At 65.8% G+C, this 16,612-nt stretch carries 14 protein-coding genes; 10 read left to right on the top strand and 4 right to left on the bottom strand.

What is annotated here, in order from left to right; translation table 11 throughout:
- Positions 1–2: 2 nt before the first annotated feature.
- Positions 3–1,322, bottom strand: coding sequence for an ABC transporter substrate-binding protein (locus AC1D14_RS15050; protein ID WP_476968714.1), 1,320 nt, complete (start codon positions 1,320–1,322; stop codon positions 3–5).
- A 303-nt stretch (positions 1,323–1,625) separates the two neighbouring features.
- Here AC1D14_RS15050 and AC1D14_RS15045 point away from each other — a divergent pair, with 303 nt between their 5' ends.
- Entirely contained in the window at positions 1,626–2,675 is a 1,050-nt protein-coding gene (locus AC1D14_RS15045) for a LacI family DNA-binding transcriptional regulator (protein WP_230121375.1), read from the top strand.
- A gap of 44 nt (positions 2,676–2,719) precedes the next feature.
- Here the strand turns inward: AC1D14_RS15045 and AC1D14_RS15040 are convergent, their stop codons facing one another.
- Together AC1D14_RS15040 and AC1D14_RS15035 are read right to left on the bottom strand one after the other, a co-directional pair.
- On the bottom strand, positions 2,720–4,021 hold the full coding sequence (locus AC1D14_RS15040; RefSeq protein ID WP_476882171.1) for an ROK family protein: 1,302 nt from the start codon (positions 4,019–4,021) through the stop codon (positions 2,720–2,722).
- Between the two features lie 10 nt (positions 4,022–4,031).
- Positions 4,032–5,300 carry an FAD-binding protein gene (locus AC1D14_RS15035; protein ID WP_476968713.1) on the bottom strand — a complete coding sequence of 423 codons (1,269 nt, stop codon included), beginning with the start codon at positions 5,298–5,300 and terminating at the stop codon, positions 4,032–4,034.
- A 245-nt stretch (positions 5,301–5,545) separates the two neighbouring features.
- Between AC1D14_RS15035 and xylA the strand changes: the two genes are divergently transcribed.
- Together xylA and AC1D14_RS15025 are read left to right on the top strand one after the other, a co-directional pair.
- Positions 5,546–6,736 carry a xylose isomerase gene (gene xylA, locus AC1D14_RS15030; protein ID WP_230121358.1) on the top strand — a complete coding sequence of 397 codons (1,191 nt, stop codon included), beginning with the start codon at positions 5,546–5,548 and terminating at the stop codon, positions 6,734–6,736.
- A 4-nt stretch (positions 6,737–6,740) separates the two neighbouring features.
- On the top strand, positions 6,741–8,249 hold the full coding sequence (locus AC1D14_RS15025) for a xylulokinase (RefSeq protein WP_230121359.1): 1,509 nt from the start codon (positions 6,741–6,743) through the stop codon (positions 8,247–8,249).
- Between the two features lie 60 nt (positions 8,250–8,309).
- Here the strand turns inward: AC1D14_RS15025 and AC1D14_RS15020 are convergent, their stop codons facing one another.
- Complete coding sequence (locus AC1D14_RS15020) at positions 8,310–9,125, bottom strand: FadR/GntR family transcriptional regulator (protein WP_230121360.1); 816 nt, start codon at positions 9,123–9,125, stop codon at positions 8,310–8,312.
- Positions 9,126–9,258: 133 nt separating this feature from the next.
- Here AC1D14_RS15020 and AC1D14_RS15015 point away from each other — a divergent pair, with 133 nt between their 5' ends.
- The 7 genes from AC1D14_RS15015 (at position 9,259) to manD (ending at position 16,603) form a co-directional block, all read left to right on the top strand.
- A complete protein-coding gene (locus AC1D14_RS15015) occupies positions 9,259–10,539 on the top strand; it encodes an ABC transporter substrate-binding protein (RefSeq protein ID WP_230121361.1) in 1,281 nt (426 codons plus the stop codon).
- A 90-nt stretch (positions 10,540–10,629) separates the two neighbouring features.
- A complete protein-coding gene (locus AC1D14_RS15010; RefSeq protein ID WP_476882165.1) occupies positions 10,630–11,568 on the top strand; it encodes a carbohydrate ABC transporter permease in 939 nt (312 codons plus the stop codon).
- On the top strand, positions 11,565–12,446 hold the full coding sequence (locus AC1D14_RS15005; RefSeq protein WP_230121363.1) for a carbohydrate ABC transporter permease: 882 nt from the start codon (positions 11,565–11,567) through the stop codon (positions 12,444–12,446). Before AC1D14_RS15010 ends, AC1D14_RS15005 begins: the two co-directional genes overlap by 4 nt.
- Positions 12,447–12,455: 9 nt before the next feature.
- On the top strand, positions 12,456–13,604 hold the full coding sequence (dgoD, locus tag AC1D14_RS15000) for a galactonate dehydratase (protein ID WP_476968712.1): 1,149 nt from the start codon (positions 12,456–12,458) through the stop codon (positions 13,602–13,604).
- Positions 13,605–13,626: 22 nt separating this feature from the next.
- Complete coding sequence (locus tag AC1D14_RS14995; protein ID WP_230121365.1) at positions 13,627–14,328, top strand: bifunctional 4-hydroxy-2-oxoglutarate aldolase/2-dehydro-3-deoxy-phosphogluconate aldolase; 702 nt, start codon at positions 13,627–13,629, stop codon at positions 14,326–14,328.
- Positions 14,325–15,299, top strand: a complete 975-nt coding sequence (locus tag AC1D14_RS14990) for a sugar kinase (protein WP_230121366.1) — start codon at positions 14,325–14,327, stop codon at positions 15,297–15,299. The genes AC1D14_RS14995 and AC1D14_RS14990 overlap by 4 nt, the downstream gene beginning before the upstream one ends.
- A 74-nt stretch (positions 15,300–15,373) precedes the next feature.
- A complete protein-coding gene (manD, locus tag AC1D14_RS14985; protein WP_476968711.1) occupies positions 15,374–16,603 on the top strand; it encodes a D-mannonate dehydratase ManD in 1,230 nt (409 codons plus the stop codon).
- The last annotated feature ends 9 nt before the right edge of the window (positions 16,604–16,612 follow it).

Here is a 16,612-nt window from a genome sequence, read left to right as displayed (position 1 = left end):
TGCTACTTACCGATCGTGGCGTTCATTGTGGCGACGAACTGCTCGGGGCTGATTTTCTTCAGGAAGATCTGGTCCAGGTTGGACAGCATTGCGTCGCCCTGGGCAGGGCTGAGGGCCTGGTCCCAGGAGAGGGTGAAGCTCGGCGCGTTCTTGGCCATGCCGTAGACGAAGGTCAGGAAGTCCTTGTCGGGAGAGGCAGCGAGTTTGCTGTCGATTCCGTTGATCACGGGCACCGCTCCTGAGTCGATCAGGGCCTGGGTGTCGCCGTCGGTGAACATTCCGTCCTTGACGTAGTCCAGGGCGGCTTTCTTCTGGGCGTCAGTGGCCTTGGCCGAGATGGACCAGAAGTTGGACGGGTTGCCGACGACGTTGGCGGGATCGCCCTTGCCACCGGAAACGGTGGGGAACGTCGCGTAACCGAGCTTGCCGCCCTTGACGAAGTCGGCGGCGTCCTTCTTCATGCCCTGGTAGATCCAGCCGCCCTGCAGGACCATGGCGGCCTTGCCGGTGTAGAGCAGTGCCTGGTCGGCGTTGCTGTCGGCGGCGACGGAGGAGAAGCCGTTTATGAAGCCACCCGCGTCCACCAGCTCCTGGATCTTGGTCAGTGACTGGGCCACGGCGGGGTCAGACCAGGCATCGGGCTTGTTGGCGGCGATGTTCGCGAAGACCTCCGGGCCGCCGATGCGTTCTACGAGGTACTCGAGCCACATCAGGTCCGGCCACTTCGACTGCCCGCCGAGTGAGAACGGAGCGATGCCGGCTTCCTTGAATTTCGGCACGAGCGCCATGAGCTCATCCCAGGTCTTGGGTGCCTGTGCGCCGACCTTGTCGAAAACCTCCTTGTTGTAATACAGGATCACGGGCTGGACGTTGTTGTTCGGAAGGGCGTAAGTCTTTCCGTCCACTACGCCGTTCTTCAGCACCGAGGGGAGGTAGCGGTCCTTGACGTTAGGATTCTGTGCAACGAAGTCAGACAGGTCGGCCACCTGGCCGGCATCAACGTATGATTTCAGCACTCCGCCGCCCCAGCCGTAGATGAAGGTGGGCCCTTCTCCAGCGCCCACAGCCGTCCGGACCTTGGTCTTGTAGGCATCATTGGCGAAGAAGTCGAGCTTGATGGACTTGTCAGCGTTGGCCTGGTTCCAGGACTCCACTGATTTTTGCAGGACAGGCTGGTTGCCGCCGGTCAGACCCCACATGGTTGCCGAGTCGCTGCTGACATTGGAACCGGCAGGACCGGCAGAGCCGCAGGCGGCCAGACTCAGCGCCACTCCCGCGGCGGAAAATGCCAGTGCAGCCGAGCGCAACTTTCGAATGTTCATTTCGCTTCCGTTCATCCTCCGGGCGCAACGCTGGTACCCGGTAACGTGTGAAGTGGGCCGCCGGCGTCGACTCCGAGGCGGGCGGTCCATTCGTGTGTGGTGGCGCAGCCGCAGAGTAAGGTTTTCGAAACATTTCGAAACTATTGCGGCCGGTGAGGTAAATCTAGCCGTGAGCGCAGTCACAGTCAAGCGATTTTCGGCAAAACAACTCGGGATGCCTGTTCGGTTGTTGACCGGCACGGTTCATCCGAGGCAAGATGATGGCAGCGAAATATTTCGAAAGAACTCGAGGATCCCTTGTCTATGACCGTTCGGCCGGAGAAACCGACCCTTGCAGCCGTTGCCTTGCGTGCCGGCGTGTCAGCTCCCACCGTGTCCAAGGTTGTCAACGGCCGGGAGGACGTCTCGCCCGATACTCGCGCCAGGGTACTTGCGGCGCTGGAGGCGCTGGGATATCAGTCCCCTGTGCAGCGGCGCACGACCGCCCCGGGGCAGACCGTCGTCGAGGTGGTTTTCGACGCACTGAACTCCGCTTATGCGGTGGAAATCCTCAACGGGGTGCTGGAGTATGCCGGGACCACGGACGTCGAAGTGGTCCTGAGCGTAACCAGCCAGGTGACGGGTGCGGCGCTGAGCGCGGCGCTGAGCCCCGAACGCCGCGCCCAGAGGATGGTGGATGCCGGCCGCAGCGGCATGATCGTGGTGACGTCCGCCTTCAGCGCCGCGCAGCTTCATGCCTTTCGGCGCCGGAAGATCCCGGTGGCGGTGATTGACCCCCTGAACCCGCCACCGGCTGATGTTGTGAGCGTCGGTGCCACCAATTGGGCGGGCGGCAAGGCCGCGACGGAACACCTGCTCCAGCTCGGTCATTCGCGCATTGGTTTCCTTGGCGGCCCGGAAGCTGCCGAGTGCAACCAGGCGAGGCTGCACGGCTACATGGCGGCCCTCATGGCAAAAGATGTGACGGTGGATCCTTCGTACGTCCTGTCAGGAAGCTTCCGCTCGGATCACGGAGCCCGGGGCCTGAAGGCACTGCTGTCCCTCGCCGAGCCGCCCACTGCCATTTTCGCAGCGAGCGACAGCATCGCACTCGGCGTCCTCGGCGAAGCCCGGCGGAACGGTTTGCGGATTCCGGAGGATCTGAGCCTTGTGGGATTCGACGGCACCTACCAGGCGGAGGAATCCATTCCGCCGCTCACGTCCGTGGCGCAGCCCCTGCAGGAGATGGGCCGTGCGGCACTGCGCGCGGTGCTGCGGCAGCTCCACGGCGAAGCTCTCGATTCCCAGCGGGTGGAGCTGGCCACGCATCTTGTTGTGCGTGAATCAACCGCTGCGCCGCGTGAAGCTCATTGACTCTTAAAGGTCAATGAACGGTCTCCGGACCGGACGCCGCGCGATCACGTCGAGGCCGGGGCGCCACTGCGGGCAGCTGCCGAGACCGGGGCCGCGGGCAATGGGCCCGCGCTGGCGGGATCCGCCAGGAACTGGGCGAAGGCAAGTTCTGCCGCCCCGATCATCATGAGGTCAGCGCCCAGTGCCGCCCGGTAGATCCTGGCTTCTGCCGCCGGCCCAGCCATTGCCCCGGACCGGACCAGATTTTCCAGCGTCCCGGGCGACAGGCTGTGCAGGATCCCCAGAAATCCGTCCAAGATGATGACCTCCGGGTTGAAGATGTTGACAGCGTTCCGCAATGCCGTGCCCAGATACTCCAGCTGGCGTTCCACTTCCCTGGCTACTTCGGGGCTGCCGGCATGCCGCAGCGCATGCTCCAGCTCTGCGGCGTCCCCGCCGGCGAGCCCGGCCAGTTCGAAGAGCCGGGATTGCGAGACCTCCGTTTCCAGGCAGCCGGTGGCTCCGCAATGGCAGGAATTGCCCGCCGTCCGGACGAACGTGTGGCCGAGTTCGCCCGCGTAGCCGCTGGCCCCTCGAAGCAGCGTGCCGCCAGCGATCACGCCGCCGCCGATGCCGCTGGCCCCGCCGTTGAGGTAGATGAGGTTTTCCCGGCCGGCTCCGGCACCAAAGAGGAGCTCGGCTTCGGCCGCGAGGGAGGCATCATTGGCGGCGTGGCAGGCATACCCCGTCGCCTCGGCCAGCATCCGGGCCACCGGCTCGTTCCGCCAGCCAAGGTGCGGCGCGTGCCTGACGATTCCATCGGCTTGGTTGACCAGGCCGGGCACTGCCATGCCTGCGCCCGTGATCCGGTAGGACGTGTCCAGTTCAGAACGCATGCCCTCGATGACGGCGGCCGCGATGTTCACGGCTTCCGTGGCTGAAGGTATCCGCTCCGTGGGGAAGCGGATCTTTTTTTGGATCCGGCCCCCGAGGCTGACCAGCCCGATGGTTACCGCATCGATTTCCGGGTAGACGGCCAGTGCTGCAGTGGAGGGGCTCGGGCGGACTTCGGGGCTGGGCCTGCCCACCTGCGCTTCACCTGACGGTGCGGACTCATACGCCAGCCCGAGCGCTACAAGCTGTCCGATCAGGGTTCCCACTGTGGACCTGTTGAGTCCCGTCCGCCTGGTGATCTGAGCACGGCTGAGGACCCGGTGGTGGTGCAGCATGGCGGTGATGAGGGCCAGATTGTTCCGCCGGGACGGATCGGCCTCGCTTCGGGCAGTTACGGGTTCGGGTGGCGGGAAGGAGAGGGGAGGCGGGGCAGGCTGCGCCGGACCGGATCCGCGGGCTGGGGAGGGCATCATCGCGACAATATCAGCTTCCGAATACCTTGCGGTCGACGAAGCTGTTGCGGAACTTTCCGGCGGGATCCAGCCTTTCGGCCAGTGCCTTAAAGTCACCAAAGCGCGGGTACAGCGGCCCGACGGCGGCGGCGTCGCCGTCGAACAGCTTGCCCCAATGGGGCCGCGCCGCGAAGGGCGCCAGTTCTGCTTCCAGTACCGGCAGGACCGCCTCAACAGCCGGCTGGTCCTGCCGCCACGTGAAGTGCAGCCCGATGCCGTCACGGCCGTAGTTCGGGCTCAGCCAAAGGTTGTCCGCGGCGACGGTGCGGATTTCACCGACGAGCAGCAGGGGTTTCACCACACCTGAGAGCCGGCGCATGGTGTGGAGGGCATCCGCGGCGTGCTCGCGGGGAATGAGGTACTCGCTCTGCAGCTCCTCGCCCTTGCTCGGGTTGAATTCCATCCGGAAATGGGCCAGCCGGTCAGACCAGGGGCCGGCGACGCCCAACTGCTGGGTGCAGCTGGTGCCGGGTACGCCCGGCAACGGATGCCTTGCCTCGGCAGCAGCCTTCCCGCCGAAGAATCCGGACTCCACGCCCGGCTGTCCGGCATCGACTGTCCTGCGCTTCAGCCAGGCCTGGCCGATGGTCGGCCCGCTCCAGTCGGTGAACAGGCTCACGCTGTACGCGGCGGAGGTGACGTCGTCGAAGTTCTCCAGTACCAGGTTCCAGTCAAGGTTCTCGAAAACGCTCTGGCTGACCTCGTAGCTTGGCTCGATGTCCAGGGTCAGCCTGGTGACAATACCCAGGGCTCCCAGCCCCACCACCATGCCGGCAAAGTCGGCATCACCGCGGTGCACCGTCAGCAGCGAGCCGTCTGCGGTGACCAGTTCGAGGCCGGCCACCGCAGTGGCCAGGTTGCCGTTCCGGTCCCCGGACCCGTGGGTGGCAGTGGCGACGGCGCCCGCCACGGATATGTGGGGAAGCGAGGCGAGATTGTGCAGGGCGAAACCGCGGCGGTGGAGTTCGGAGGCGAGGGGTCCGTAGCGGATGCCCCCGCTCACCGTCACCGTCATGTCCTGCTCGTTAATACTGATTGCGGGGTCGAGGCCCTCCAGCGACGCCAGAATGCCCGGTGTGTCGGCGATGTCGTTGAAGGAATGCCTGGAGCCGAGCGCGCGGATTTTCTCTGCGTCGGCCACCGCCTCGCGGAGCTCCTGCACGCTGTGCGGAAAGACTGTCGCCGGTGCCTTGTAGCTGTAGTTTCCGGCCCAGTTGCGTTCCGTGGTGAGTTGCTCCATTGCGATTACCGTTCTGATCGGGATGCCGTACGTCTGTTTGATGCCTAGCACAACTTACCAAGCCGCCTGCCAAAACAATAGAGGTTTCCAGCACGCGGACCAGTGCAGATCGGCGCGACTATTCTCGCGAAAGTGGTTGACATCCTTGGAAATACGAATATGTTTGTCTACAGAACAATTTCTCGGGTCGCATCGATGACCCCGTTCGGACAGCAACTTTCTCCCTACTTCTTTCGGAGCTCTCAATGGCGATTCAGCCCACCCGTGAAGACAAGTTTTCCTTCGGCCTTTGGACAGTTGGCTGGGAGGCGCAGGACCAGTTTGGATCTGCCACGCGCCCGCCGCTGGATACCGTAGAGGCCGTCAACAGGCTCAGTGACCTCGGCGCCTACGGCATCACCTTCCACGACAACGATCTGTTTCCCTTTGGCTGCTCGGCGGCGGACCGCCAGCGGGAGATTGACCGGCTTACCGGTGCGCTCAAAGCGACGGGCATGGTGGTTCCCATGATCACCACCAACCTGTTCAGCCATCCCGTCTTCAAGGACGGGGGCTTCACCAGCAACGACCGCGGCGTGCGCCGTTTCGCCCTCCGCAAGGTACTGGAGAACATCGACCTCGCCGCCGAACTCGGCGCGGAGACATTCGTCATGTGGGGCGGCCGTGAAGGCAGCGAGTACGACGCCGCCAAGGACATCCGCGGCGCGCTCGAGCGCTACCGTGAGGCCGTGAATCTGCTGGGCGACTACGTCACCGACAAAGGCTACAACATCCGCTTCGCCATCGAGCCGAAGCCGAACGAACCCCGCGGCGACATCCTGCTGCCAACGCTCGGCCACGCCCTCGCCTTCATCGAAACGCTGGAGCGTCCGGAACTCGTGGGTATCAACCCCGAAACAGGCCACGAGCAGATGGCCGGGCTCAACTTCACGCACGGCATCGCCCAGGCCCTGTACCAGGGCAAACTGTTCCACATCGACCTCAACGGCCAGCGCAGCATCAAGTTCGATCAGGACCTGGTGTTCGGCCATGGTGACCTCCAGAACGCGTTCTCGCTCGTGGACCTGCTGGAAAACGGGGGACCCAACGGCGGCCCGGCCTATGACGGCCCGCGCCACTTCGATTACAAGCCCAGCCGCACCGAGGACATCGACGGTGTGTGGGATTCGGCGGCCGCCAACATGCAGACCTACCTGCTGCTGAAGGAGCGCGCCAAAGCCTTCCGTGCAGACCCCGAGGTCCAGGCCGCTCTGCAGGTGTCGCGCGTCGCCGAGATCAACGAGCCCACCCTTAACCCTGGTGAGGGATACCAGCAGTTGCTCGCCGACAAGTCCGCTTATGAGGAGTTCGACGCCGATGCCTACTTCGGCGGCAAGGGCTTCGGTTTCGTGAAGCTCCAGCAGCTCTTCATCGAGCACCTGCTCGGCGCACGCTGATCCCATGACACTGGTTGCCGGGGTGGATTCCTCAACCCAAAGCTGCAAGGTCCTCATTCTGGACGCCGACACCGGTGCCCCGGTGCGCGAAGGCCGTGCCGGCCACCCGGACGGTACCGAGGTCCACCCGGACCACTGGTGGCGGGCGTTGTCTGAGGCAATCGACGACGCCGGCGGGCTGGGTGACGTCAGCGCCGTCTCCATCGCGGGCCAGCAGCACGGCATGGTGCTGCTGGATCGGGAGGGCAGTGTTCTGCGCCCGGCACTGCTGTGGAACGACACCAGGTCTGCCGTGGCTGCCGCCGCCCTCATCGACGAAGTGGGTGCGGCGGACTACGCCAAACGGACCGGCCTGGTGCCCGTGGCGTCCTTCACTGCCACCAAGGTCAGGTGGGTCAGGGACCATGAGCCGGAAATCGCGGCCCGGGTGGCCGCCGTCGCATTGCCCCATGACTGGCTGACGTGGCGGCTGCGCGGCTTCGGCCCGTCAGGGTCCAGCCCCCTGGGTCCGGACCTTGAGCAGCTGATGACAGACCGTTCCGATGCCAGCGGCACCGGCTACTGGAGTCCGGAGACCGGCGCCTACGACCTGGAGCTCTTTCATCTGGCCCTTGGCCGTCCAGCCCGCGAAGCCGGGGACTCCGCGGGGCTGGAGGACGCCGTCGTTTTGCCCCGGGTCCTGGACCCCGGCGCTTCGGCGGGGCACGCTCACCTGGCATGCCTCCCTACGGCTGGAAACGGCGCGGCGGGTGCCGCATCCGCAAGCGGTGGCATCGCCGTCGGGGTCGGAGCCGGCGACAATGCAGGGGCCGCGCTGGGACTGGGCATCAGCTCCGGCGATGTGGTGGTTTCCGTGGGGACCAGCGGCACGGTGTTTGCCGTCGCGGCCGATCCCTGCACGGACGTGACCGGAACCGTGGCCGGGTTCGCCGACGCGGGCGGGGGCTACCTTCCCATCGCCGTGACCCTGAACGCGGCCCGCGTTCTTGGTTCCATCGCCGACGTACTGGACGTCGATTTCGACGGATTGGCCCGGCTGGCCCTGGAAGCGGACCCTGGCGCCGGGGGAGTGGTCCTGGTGCCCTATTTCGAGGGTGAACGTACCCCCGACCTCCCGGATGCGAAGGCGAGCCTGCACGGCCTCAGCATTGCGTCCGCAACGCGCGGCAACATCGCCCGGGCGGCGTTCGAAGGCATGCTGTGTGGGTTGTCCGGGGGAATGGATGCGCTGCGGGAACTGGGCGTGCCGGCCCGGCGGCTCCTGCTGATCGGCGGCGCGGTGCGGAACCCTGCGCTCCAGAAGATAGCTGCCCAGGTCTTCGATCTCCCCGTTGTCATTCCCGAGCCCGGCGAGTACGTGGCACGCGGCGCGGCCGTGCAGGCCGCCTGGGCCTTGACCGGGGACCGTCCGCAGTGGAAGACCGCACTGGAGGCGACCCCCGCGGCGGACTTCCGTCCGGTCATCGGACAGCAATACCGGCGCGCCTGTTTCGAATTGCGCGGCGGCCGCTAGCCTCGGGATTGTCTTGGGCGGCGGCTCTGTGTCAGGATCACACCTGCCGCAGGGCCGCCGTCAGGCGTTAACTGTCCTTTCGTTCGCCCCCGCGTGGGCCGAGGCAGCCGCGACTGCGCCTTCCCCGGCGGCGCTTTCCTGGATTCCGCCGTCTCCCTGGTGCCGGGACCAGATGTCACCCATTTCCTCGGTCGACTGCTCCACGATCCTGCTCATCGCGGCGTGGGCAGCCTCAGCCTCGCCGCGCTGGATGGCGCTCGCCACGTCAACGTGCAGCTGGAGCGCCTCGTGGTGCGGAAGGTGCGGCACCAGCCCGTGTTCGGTGCGGCCGGTCAGGACTTCCCGCACCAGGTTGTGCAGCTGGGAAAACATCGCATTGCCGGACGCCTTGAGCACAGCAGCATGAAAATCGATGTCCAAGAGCAGGAACTGTTCCTGGTTGTCGCCCTGCCCCGCCGCCCATAGGCGGGCCGCAATGGACACGAGCTCACTTCCGTCCTCAAGCGAAATCCGGCCAGCGGCGAGCCGGGCCGCCTGCGGCTCAATCGCCCCGCGAAGTTCGTTAAGTGCGCGGAGCTGGTCCAGGCGTGCGGAGGAGGCGAGCCGCCATCGGATTACCTGCGGGTCATAGAGATTCCAGCACTCCACGGCCTGGACTACCGTTCCCAGGCGCCGCCGCGATTCGAGCATGCCCATCGAACAGAGCACCTTCGTCGCTTCCCGGACCACTGACCGGGAGACCTTGTGCTCGGCTTCCAGCTCGTCGATCCGGAGCACGGCGTGCGGCGCAAGCGTGCCGTCGGCAATAGCCAGGCCCAGCCGTTCCAGAAACGACACCGGCAAGGCTTGGGAGGGCTCCGCCTTTGGAGATTTCATAAATAAATCATACGGGTGGGCCACAAGGGGTTGTTTAAGTCTGCTTTATTTCCCTATGATCGCTTCCGGAGCAGATGCAAAGATGCGTATGCGGGCGGCCGGAGCAGCTCCGGCCATGATCTTAGGAGTCGTAATGAAGCGACGTTCAGTAGTGAAGTATGCGGCCGTCGCCGCGGCCCTTTCGCTAGGGTTGACTGCCTGCGGAGGCGGAAGCGGCGAGTCGAAGGGCTCGGACACGGTACGGGTCACCCTCGCCAACCATGTGTGGACCGAAGGGATCAAGGCAGCAATTCCGGAGTTCGAGAAGTCCACCGGGCTGAAGGTGGAGCTCACCCAGCTCGGCGAAGACCAGCTCTCGGACCAGTACAACGTCAAGCTCAACGCGGGCAGCGACGAAATCGATGTCATGATGTACCGCCCGCTGCAGGAGGGCAAGGCGTTTGCCCGCAACGGCTACCTCGCGGACCTGACCAGCAAGGTGGCAGAGGACGCCGGGTGGAACTGGAAGGACTACCAGGACGGCCCCGTCAAGGCCACCACTTATGAGGACAAGGTGACGGGCGTTCCCATCATCACCGAACGGGAGGTGCTCTACTACCGCAAGGACCTGCTGAAGGCCGCCGGCATCGAAGTTCCCAAGACCATGGAGGAGCTCGAGGCGGCCGCCAAGAAGCTTTCTTCCGCGGACACCGCAGGGTTCGTTGCCCGCACCGGCAAGTCGGCAGCCGTCACCCAGTTCTCCAGCTTCCTATACAGCTTCGGCGGCGACTTCACCGATGAAAGCGGCAAGTCCGCCGTCGGGAGCGAGGAAGCCAAGAAGGCGTACGCCTTCTACGGCGGCCTGATCAAGAACTACGGCCCTAAGAACGTCAGCACGGACATGAGCTGGCCCGAGGCAATGGCCATCTTCACCCAGGGCAAGGCCGCCTTCTACACCGAGGCGGATTCCCTCTACAAGAACGCCACGGACCCCGCCAAGTCCAAGGTGGCCGAGACCGTTGGCTTCGCGCCGCTGCCCGCCGGTCCCGCCGGCTCCAAGCCGTACAACATCCCGTCCTGGGGTCTGGGCATCAACCAGGCCTCGGCCAATCAGGACAACGCCTGGAAGTTCATCAAGTGGGCCACCAGCAAGGAACGTACCCTTGAGGCACAGAAGGCCGGCGTCCCCGGGCCGCGCGCCTCGGTCTGGTCCGATCCCGCCGGAACCTCCACCTACCCGAAGGACCTCGCCGCCGCCATCGCGGTGAGCGCTGAAAACGGCGTGGGCCACGACCGCCCGCAGGTCCTCACCGTGGGCAAGGCCCGCGAAATCGTCGGCGGCCCGATCGTCGCCTCCATCACCGGTGCCGACGCTTCAGCAGCAGCTGACACGGCCAACACCGCGTTCCAGAAGTTCCTGGACGACGAAAAGTAAGTAACTAAAGCGCGACGGCGGGGCACCCGCCAGGCTGTTGTCCCGCCGTCGTCCGCTGAAGATTTTCACCCCCAACTTCTTAGGTGAACAATGTCTGTACTGACCCCTGCCCGGACCTCCGGACGAACGGCTAGCGCCCAGGAGAATTTCTCCGCCTGGGCCAACCGCCACCGGAAGTGGCTGTTCGCGGCGCCCGCCATGATCTTCGTGGGCGTCCTCATCATCTTTCCGCTCGCCTGGACCCTGTACCTGAGCCTGACCGACTCCCAGGGGTCGGTGCGTGCGGCGTCGGACTTCGTGGGCCTCGAGAACTACCTCACGGTCCTTACCGATACCGAGCGCTTCTGGCCGGCCGTGGGCCGCACGCTGTCCTTCACCTTCGTGGCGCTCGCCTGCGAAATCATTCTCGGCATGGGCATCGCCCTGCTCCTGTGGCGTCCGTTCCGCGGCGAAAAGTGGGTCCGGGTGGCCATCCTGCTGCCGCTCGTGGCCACTCCCGTGGCAGTGGGCATGATGTGGCGCCTGATCTTCGATCCGAACATCGGCTTCGCCAACCAGCTACTGGGCCTCGTGGGCATTCCGCCGCAGCCGTGGCTCTCCGGACAGGATTCCGCCCTGCCCACCACCATCTTCATGGACGTCTGGCAGTGGACCCCCATGGTGGTCCTCATCCTCCTGGCCGGCCTCACCTCCCTCTCCGATGAGCCGGATGAAGCCGCACGGATGGACGGCGCCAGCGCGGTCCAGCGCTTCTTCTACGTCACCCTGCCGCTGATGATGCCCACGGTCATCGTGGCCATCCTGCTTCGCGGCATTGATGCCCTGAAGACGTTCGACATCCTCTACGCCACCAAGGGCAAGGGCGGCGGTTCCTTCCATGAGGTGGAGACTCTCAACGTCTACGCCTACGGGCTGAGCTTCGACTACAACCAGTACGGGCTCTCCTCGGCCGTACTGATCCTGTTCTTCATGATCATCATTGGCTCCATGTGGCTGCTGACCATGCGCAAGAAAGCGGTAAGCAAATGACCCTCCTGACTGAACCCCAGGCACCGGCACGGCGCCGGCCACAGGTGGCGCGCCGCAAGAAGCCGCTGCGCAGCCGCGCCTACAAGACCTTCCGCGTGGTTGCCCTGATCGCGGTGGTGCTGTTCCTGATCGCGCCGCTGTTCTGGATGCTGCTGGCCTCCTTCAAGACCAACGTGGACATCTACGACGCCGGCAAGTCCTTCCTGTTCACGCCCACCGGCGAGAACTACGCCAACGTGCTGCAGCGCAACAACTACTTCGTCTTCATCTTCAACAGCTTCTGGGTGGCCTTCGTTTCGACCGCCCTGTCGCTGGTCCTGGGCGTCCCGGCCGCCTACGCCATGAGCCGCTTCACAATGCACCGCTCGGCGCTGGTGGTCCTGATGGCCCGCGTCATCCCGGGCGTCTCCCTGCTGGTGCCCTGGTACTACGTCTTCTCCAACCTGAAGATGGTGGGCGGCTTCGAGGTGCTGATCCTCAGCCACATGTTCGTCGCCCTGCCGCTGATCGTCTACATCATGATGAGCTACTTCGACTCCCTGCCGCTGGAACTCGAGGAGTCGGCCCAGGTGGACGGGCTCACGCCGATCGGCGCGTTCCGCCGCATCACACTGCCCCTTTCGGTGGCCGGCATGGCCACCGCCGGGATCCTGTCCTTCATCTTCTCGTGGAACAACTTCATGTTCGCCCTGGTGCTGTCCGGTTCGAAGACCAAGACGCTGCCCGTGGCCATCTTCGACTTCGTCTCCTACGCCAGCATCGACTGGGGCGGACTGATGGCCGCGGCCACCGTGGTGACCATCCCGATCATGATCATTGCGCTCTTCACGCAGAAATACATTGTGTCCGGCATGACCGCCGGCGCCACCAAGGGCTAGGGGTACGCCATGACGCGAATCAGCAGAATAGAAACCTTCCTGGTCCCGCCGCGCTGGCTGTTCGTCCGCATCGAGACGGACAGCGGGATTGTCGGCTGGGGAGAGGCAAGCTGCGAGGGCCGCAGCGAAACCGTCCGGACCGCCGTCGACCAGCTCTCCGAGTTGCTGATCGGCCAGGACGCCCTGCGGATCGAGGACCACTGGCAGGTCATGACCAAAGGTTCCTTCTACCGCGGCGGCCCCATCCTGGCCAGCGCCGTGTCCGGGCTCGACCAGGCCCTGTGGGACATCGCCGGCAAACACTTCGGCGCCCCGGTCCACCAGCTGCTGGGCGGACCGGTCCGCGACCGCATCCGGATGTACGGCTGGGTGGGCGGCGACGAGCCCAACGAGGTGGCCGACCAGATCAGCGCCCAGCTGGAAGTCGGACTCACGGCGGTCAAGATGAACGCCAGCGGCCGGATCAGCCCTGTCGCGTCGGTGGCGGAGCTCGACGGCGTGGTCCGGAGGGTGGCCGCCGCCCGGGAGGTTTTGGGGGACCACCGCGACGTGGCGGTCGACTTCCATGGCCGCTTCAGCCTCGCCAACGCCAGGCGGGTGGCGCCGCTCCTTGAGCCGTACCGGCCGTTCTTCCTTGAGGAACCGGTGGTACCCGAGAACACCCATCTGCTGCGTGAATTCACCTCATCCACCACCACGCCGGTGTCCACCGGGGAGCGGCTGTACAGCAGGCAGGAATTCCTCCCCGCTCTGCAGGCCGGCATCGCCGTGGCGCAACCCGACCTCTCGCATGCCGGCGGCATCACCGAGGTCCGCAAGATCGCCTCACTGGCCGAAATCTACGAGGTGCAGCTCGCACCGCACTGCCCACTCGGCCCGCTGGCCCTGGCCGCGTGCCTGCAGGTTGGCTTCGCGACGCCCAACTTCCTGATCCAAGAACAGAGCATCGGCATCCACTACAACCAGGGCGCCGAAGTCCTCGACTACGTCGTGGACAAGACGCCCCTCAAGTTCGTGGACGGGCACATCGAGCGGCTGACCGGGCCCGGCCTCGGCATCGAAATCGACGAAGCGGTGGTCCGGACGGCAGACAAGCAGGGGCACGCGTGGCGCGGCCCCGTGTGGCGTCACCCCGACGGCTCGTTTGCCGAGTGGTGAGCGCAGAGTGGTGAAGGCCAGCATGACCAAGCAGGAAGTGGAGAGCCCCGCAATGGAAAGCACTTTGACGCCCGAGTTTCTCTTGGCAGGAATCAGGGAAACCCGGCTGGTCGCGATCGTGCGCGGGACCGACGGTCCGGCTGCCGCGAAGGCGGCCCTCGCCGCGATGGAGGAGGGATTCCGTTTCGTCGAGATAGCACTGACCACGCCGGACGCGCTGGCGGCGATCCGCGACGTTCGCTCGTCGGCACCCGAAGGCTGTTTCGTCGGGGCGGGGACCGTGCTGACGGTGCAGGACGTTGACGACATCGCCGACGCCGGAGCCCAGTTCACGGTGACGCCGGCGCTGGCGGAGTCGATCGGCGAATCTTCACGGCGCGGCATTCCCGTCCTGGCGGGGGCGCTGACCCCCAGCGAGGCCTACGAAGCGATGAACCGCGGCGCCACCGCAGTCAAGCTCTTCCCGGCATCCATCGGGGGGCCCCGTTATCTCAAAGCATTGCGCGACCCCTTCCCGGAGATCCCCTTCATCGCTGTGGGCGGCGTGGGGCTCGAGGAAGCGGCCGGCTACTGGGAGGCCGGCGCCATCGCCGTGGGGCTGGGCGGTCCGCTTTTCGGCGACGCCGGCTCCGGCGGCGATCTGGCTCCGCTCCGGGGTCGCGCCCGCAGCTTCGTCCGCCTGTCCGCCGAGTTCGGCGGCCGGACGGCCGGGAGCCTCCAGTGAGGGCCGACGTCGACCTCCTGACACTGGGTGAGTCCATGGTGTCGCTGCGCTCGGGCGGTCCGCTGTCCGCTGGCGGCAGCCTGTCCATGCATGTGGCAGGGGCCGAATCGAACGTGGCCGTCGGTGTGGCCAGGCTGGGGCACAGAGTGCGCTGGGCCGGCGTGGTGGGTGCCGATCCGCATGGCCAGTTCGTCCAGCGCCAACTGCGTTCCGAGGGCATCGAGCTCCACCACCGGGAAGATTCCGTCCGCAGCACAGGCGTGATGTTCCTGGAGCAGCGGACTGCCGATGTCAGCCGCGCCTTCTACTACCGCGCCGGATCAGCCGGTTCCACTCTTTGTAGGGAGGACGTCGACGCTGCGCTCCAAGGCGGGGCCCGCATCCTTCACATGACCGGCATTACCGCGGCACTGAGCGCGGAAGCGCGGGACGCCGTGGAATACGCAGCGCGCCGGGCAACGGGCGCCGGCGTCCTGGTTTCCTTGGACGTCAACTACCGCAGCAAGCTCTGGTCGCGCGACGAAGCGCGGGCTGTCCTATCCCCGCTCGTCCGGCACGCCAGCATTGTCATCGCCTCCGACGACGAACTCGACCTGGTCGCCGCCGACTCCGGCGTGCCCTCGGACTCCGCAGAGGCCGAGGCCCTGATGGCCAAGCACCTCCTGGGCCTTGGCGTGCAGGACGTGGTGGTCAAGCGCGGGGCAGCCGGCGCCGGAGCACACACTCGCGCCGGGCACTGGGAGGTCCCGGCTGTGCCGGTGACGAGCATCGACACGGTTGGCGCCGGGGACGCCTTCACCGCCGGTTACCTCTCGGCACTGCTCGACGGCGAGGACGTTCCCGGCCGCCTTCGGCGCGGCGCCCTGGCCGGTGCCTTCGCGGTGAGCACCGCAGGGGACTGGGAAGGCCTGCCGCGCACCGGCGAACTCGCGCTGCTCGGCGGCCACGTTGCCGGTACCACCCAGCGCTAAGCGGACGGCGCCCCGTCCCGGCCGAAGGGCCGGAAACGTTCATTGTTAGACCTGAAAGAAAGCCAGGACCTGTTGTGAAAATCATTGCCGCGGAAGTCTTTGTGACAAGCCCCTCCCGTAACTTCGTGACCCTGCGGATCACCACCGAGGACGGYGTGACCGGCATCGGTGATGCCACCCTGAACGGCCGCGAACTGGCCGTGGCCGCGTACCTCAAGGAACACGTCGCGCAGCTGCTGATCGGCAAGGACCCGCACCGGATCGAGGACACCTGGCAGTTCCTGTACCGGTCCTCGTACTGGCGCCGCGGCCCGGTGACGATGGCCGCGATCGCGGCGGTGGACATGGCGCTGTGGGACATCAAGGGCAAGGTCGCCGGGATGCCGGTCTACCAGCTCCTGGGCGGGGCGTCCCGCAACGGGCTGCGCGCCTACGGCCACGCCTCCGGCGCGGACATCCCCTCACTGTTCGACTCGGTCCGCGAGCACCTGGAACTCGGCTACAAGTCGGTGCGGATCCAGACCGCGGTCCCGGGCATCAAGGCCGTCTACGGTGTCGCCGCGCAGGCCCAGGCCTCCGGGGAGAGGTACGACTACGAGCCCGCCGGGCGCGGCGCGTTCCCGGTGGAGGAAGACTGGGACACCCGGGCGTACCTGCGCCACCTGCCCTCGGTGTTCGAGGCGGTCCGGAACGAGTTCGGCCCGGAACTTCCGCTGCTGCACGACGGGCACCACCGGATGACCCCGATCCAGGCCGCGAAGCTGGGCAAGGCCCTGGAACCGTATGACCTGTTCTGGCTCGAGGACTGCACCCCGGCCGAAAACCAGGAGGCCCTGCGCCTGGTCCGGGCGCACACCACCACCCCGCTGGCGATCGGTGAAATCTTCAACACCGTGTACGACTACCAGTCCATCATCAAGGAACAGCTGATCGACTACGTCCGGGCGGCCTCCACGCACTTTGGCGGGATCTCGCCTTTGAAGAAAGTCATGGACTTCGCCGCGCAGTACCAGATCAAGTCCGGCTTCCACGGCCCCACCGACATCTCCCCGGTCGGCTTCGCCGCGCAGCTGCACGTGGGCCTTGCCATCCACAACTACGGCATCCAGGAGTACATGCAGCACTCGGACGCCACCAACACCGTGTTCGAGCAGTCCATGACGTTCACCGACGGGTACCTGCACCCGGGCGACAAGCCCGGCATCGGCGTCGAATTCAACGAGGAAGCCGCGGCCACCTACCCGTACCAGCAGGCCTACCTGCCCTACAACCGCCTGGTCGACGGCACCGTCCATGACTGGTGAGGCACCACT

The sequence above is a fragment of the Arthrobacter sp. P1_B11 genome (assembly GCF_056406715.1).
The sequence above is the reverse complement of the archived record's forward strand: the minus strand, read 5'-3'. Positions and strand labels throughout refer to the sequence as shown.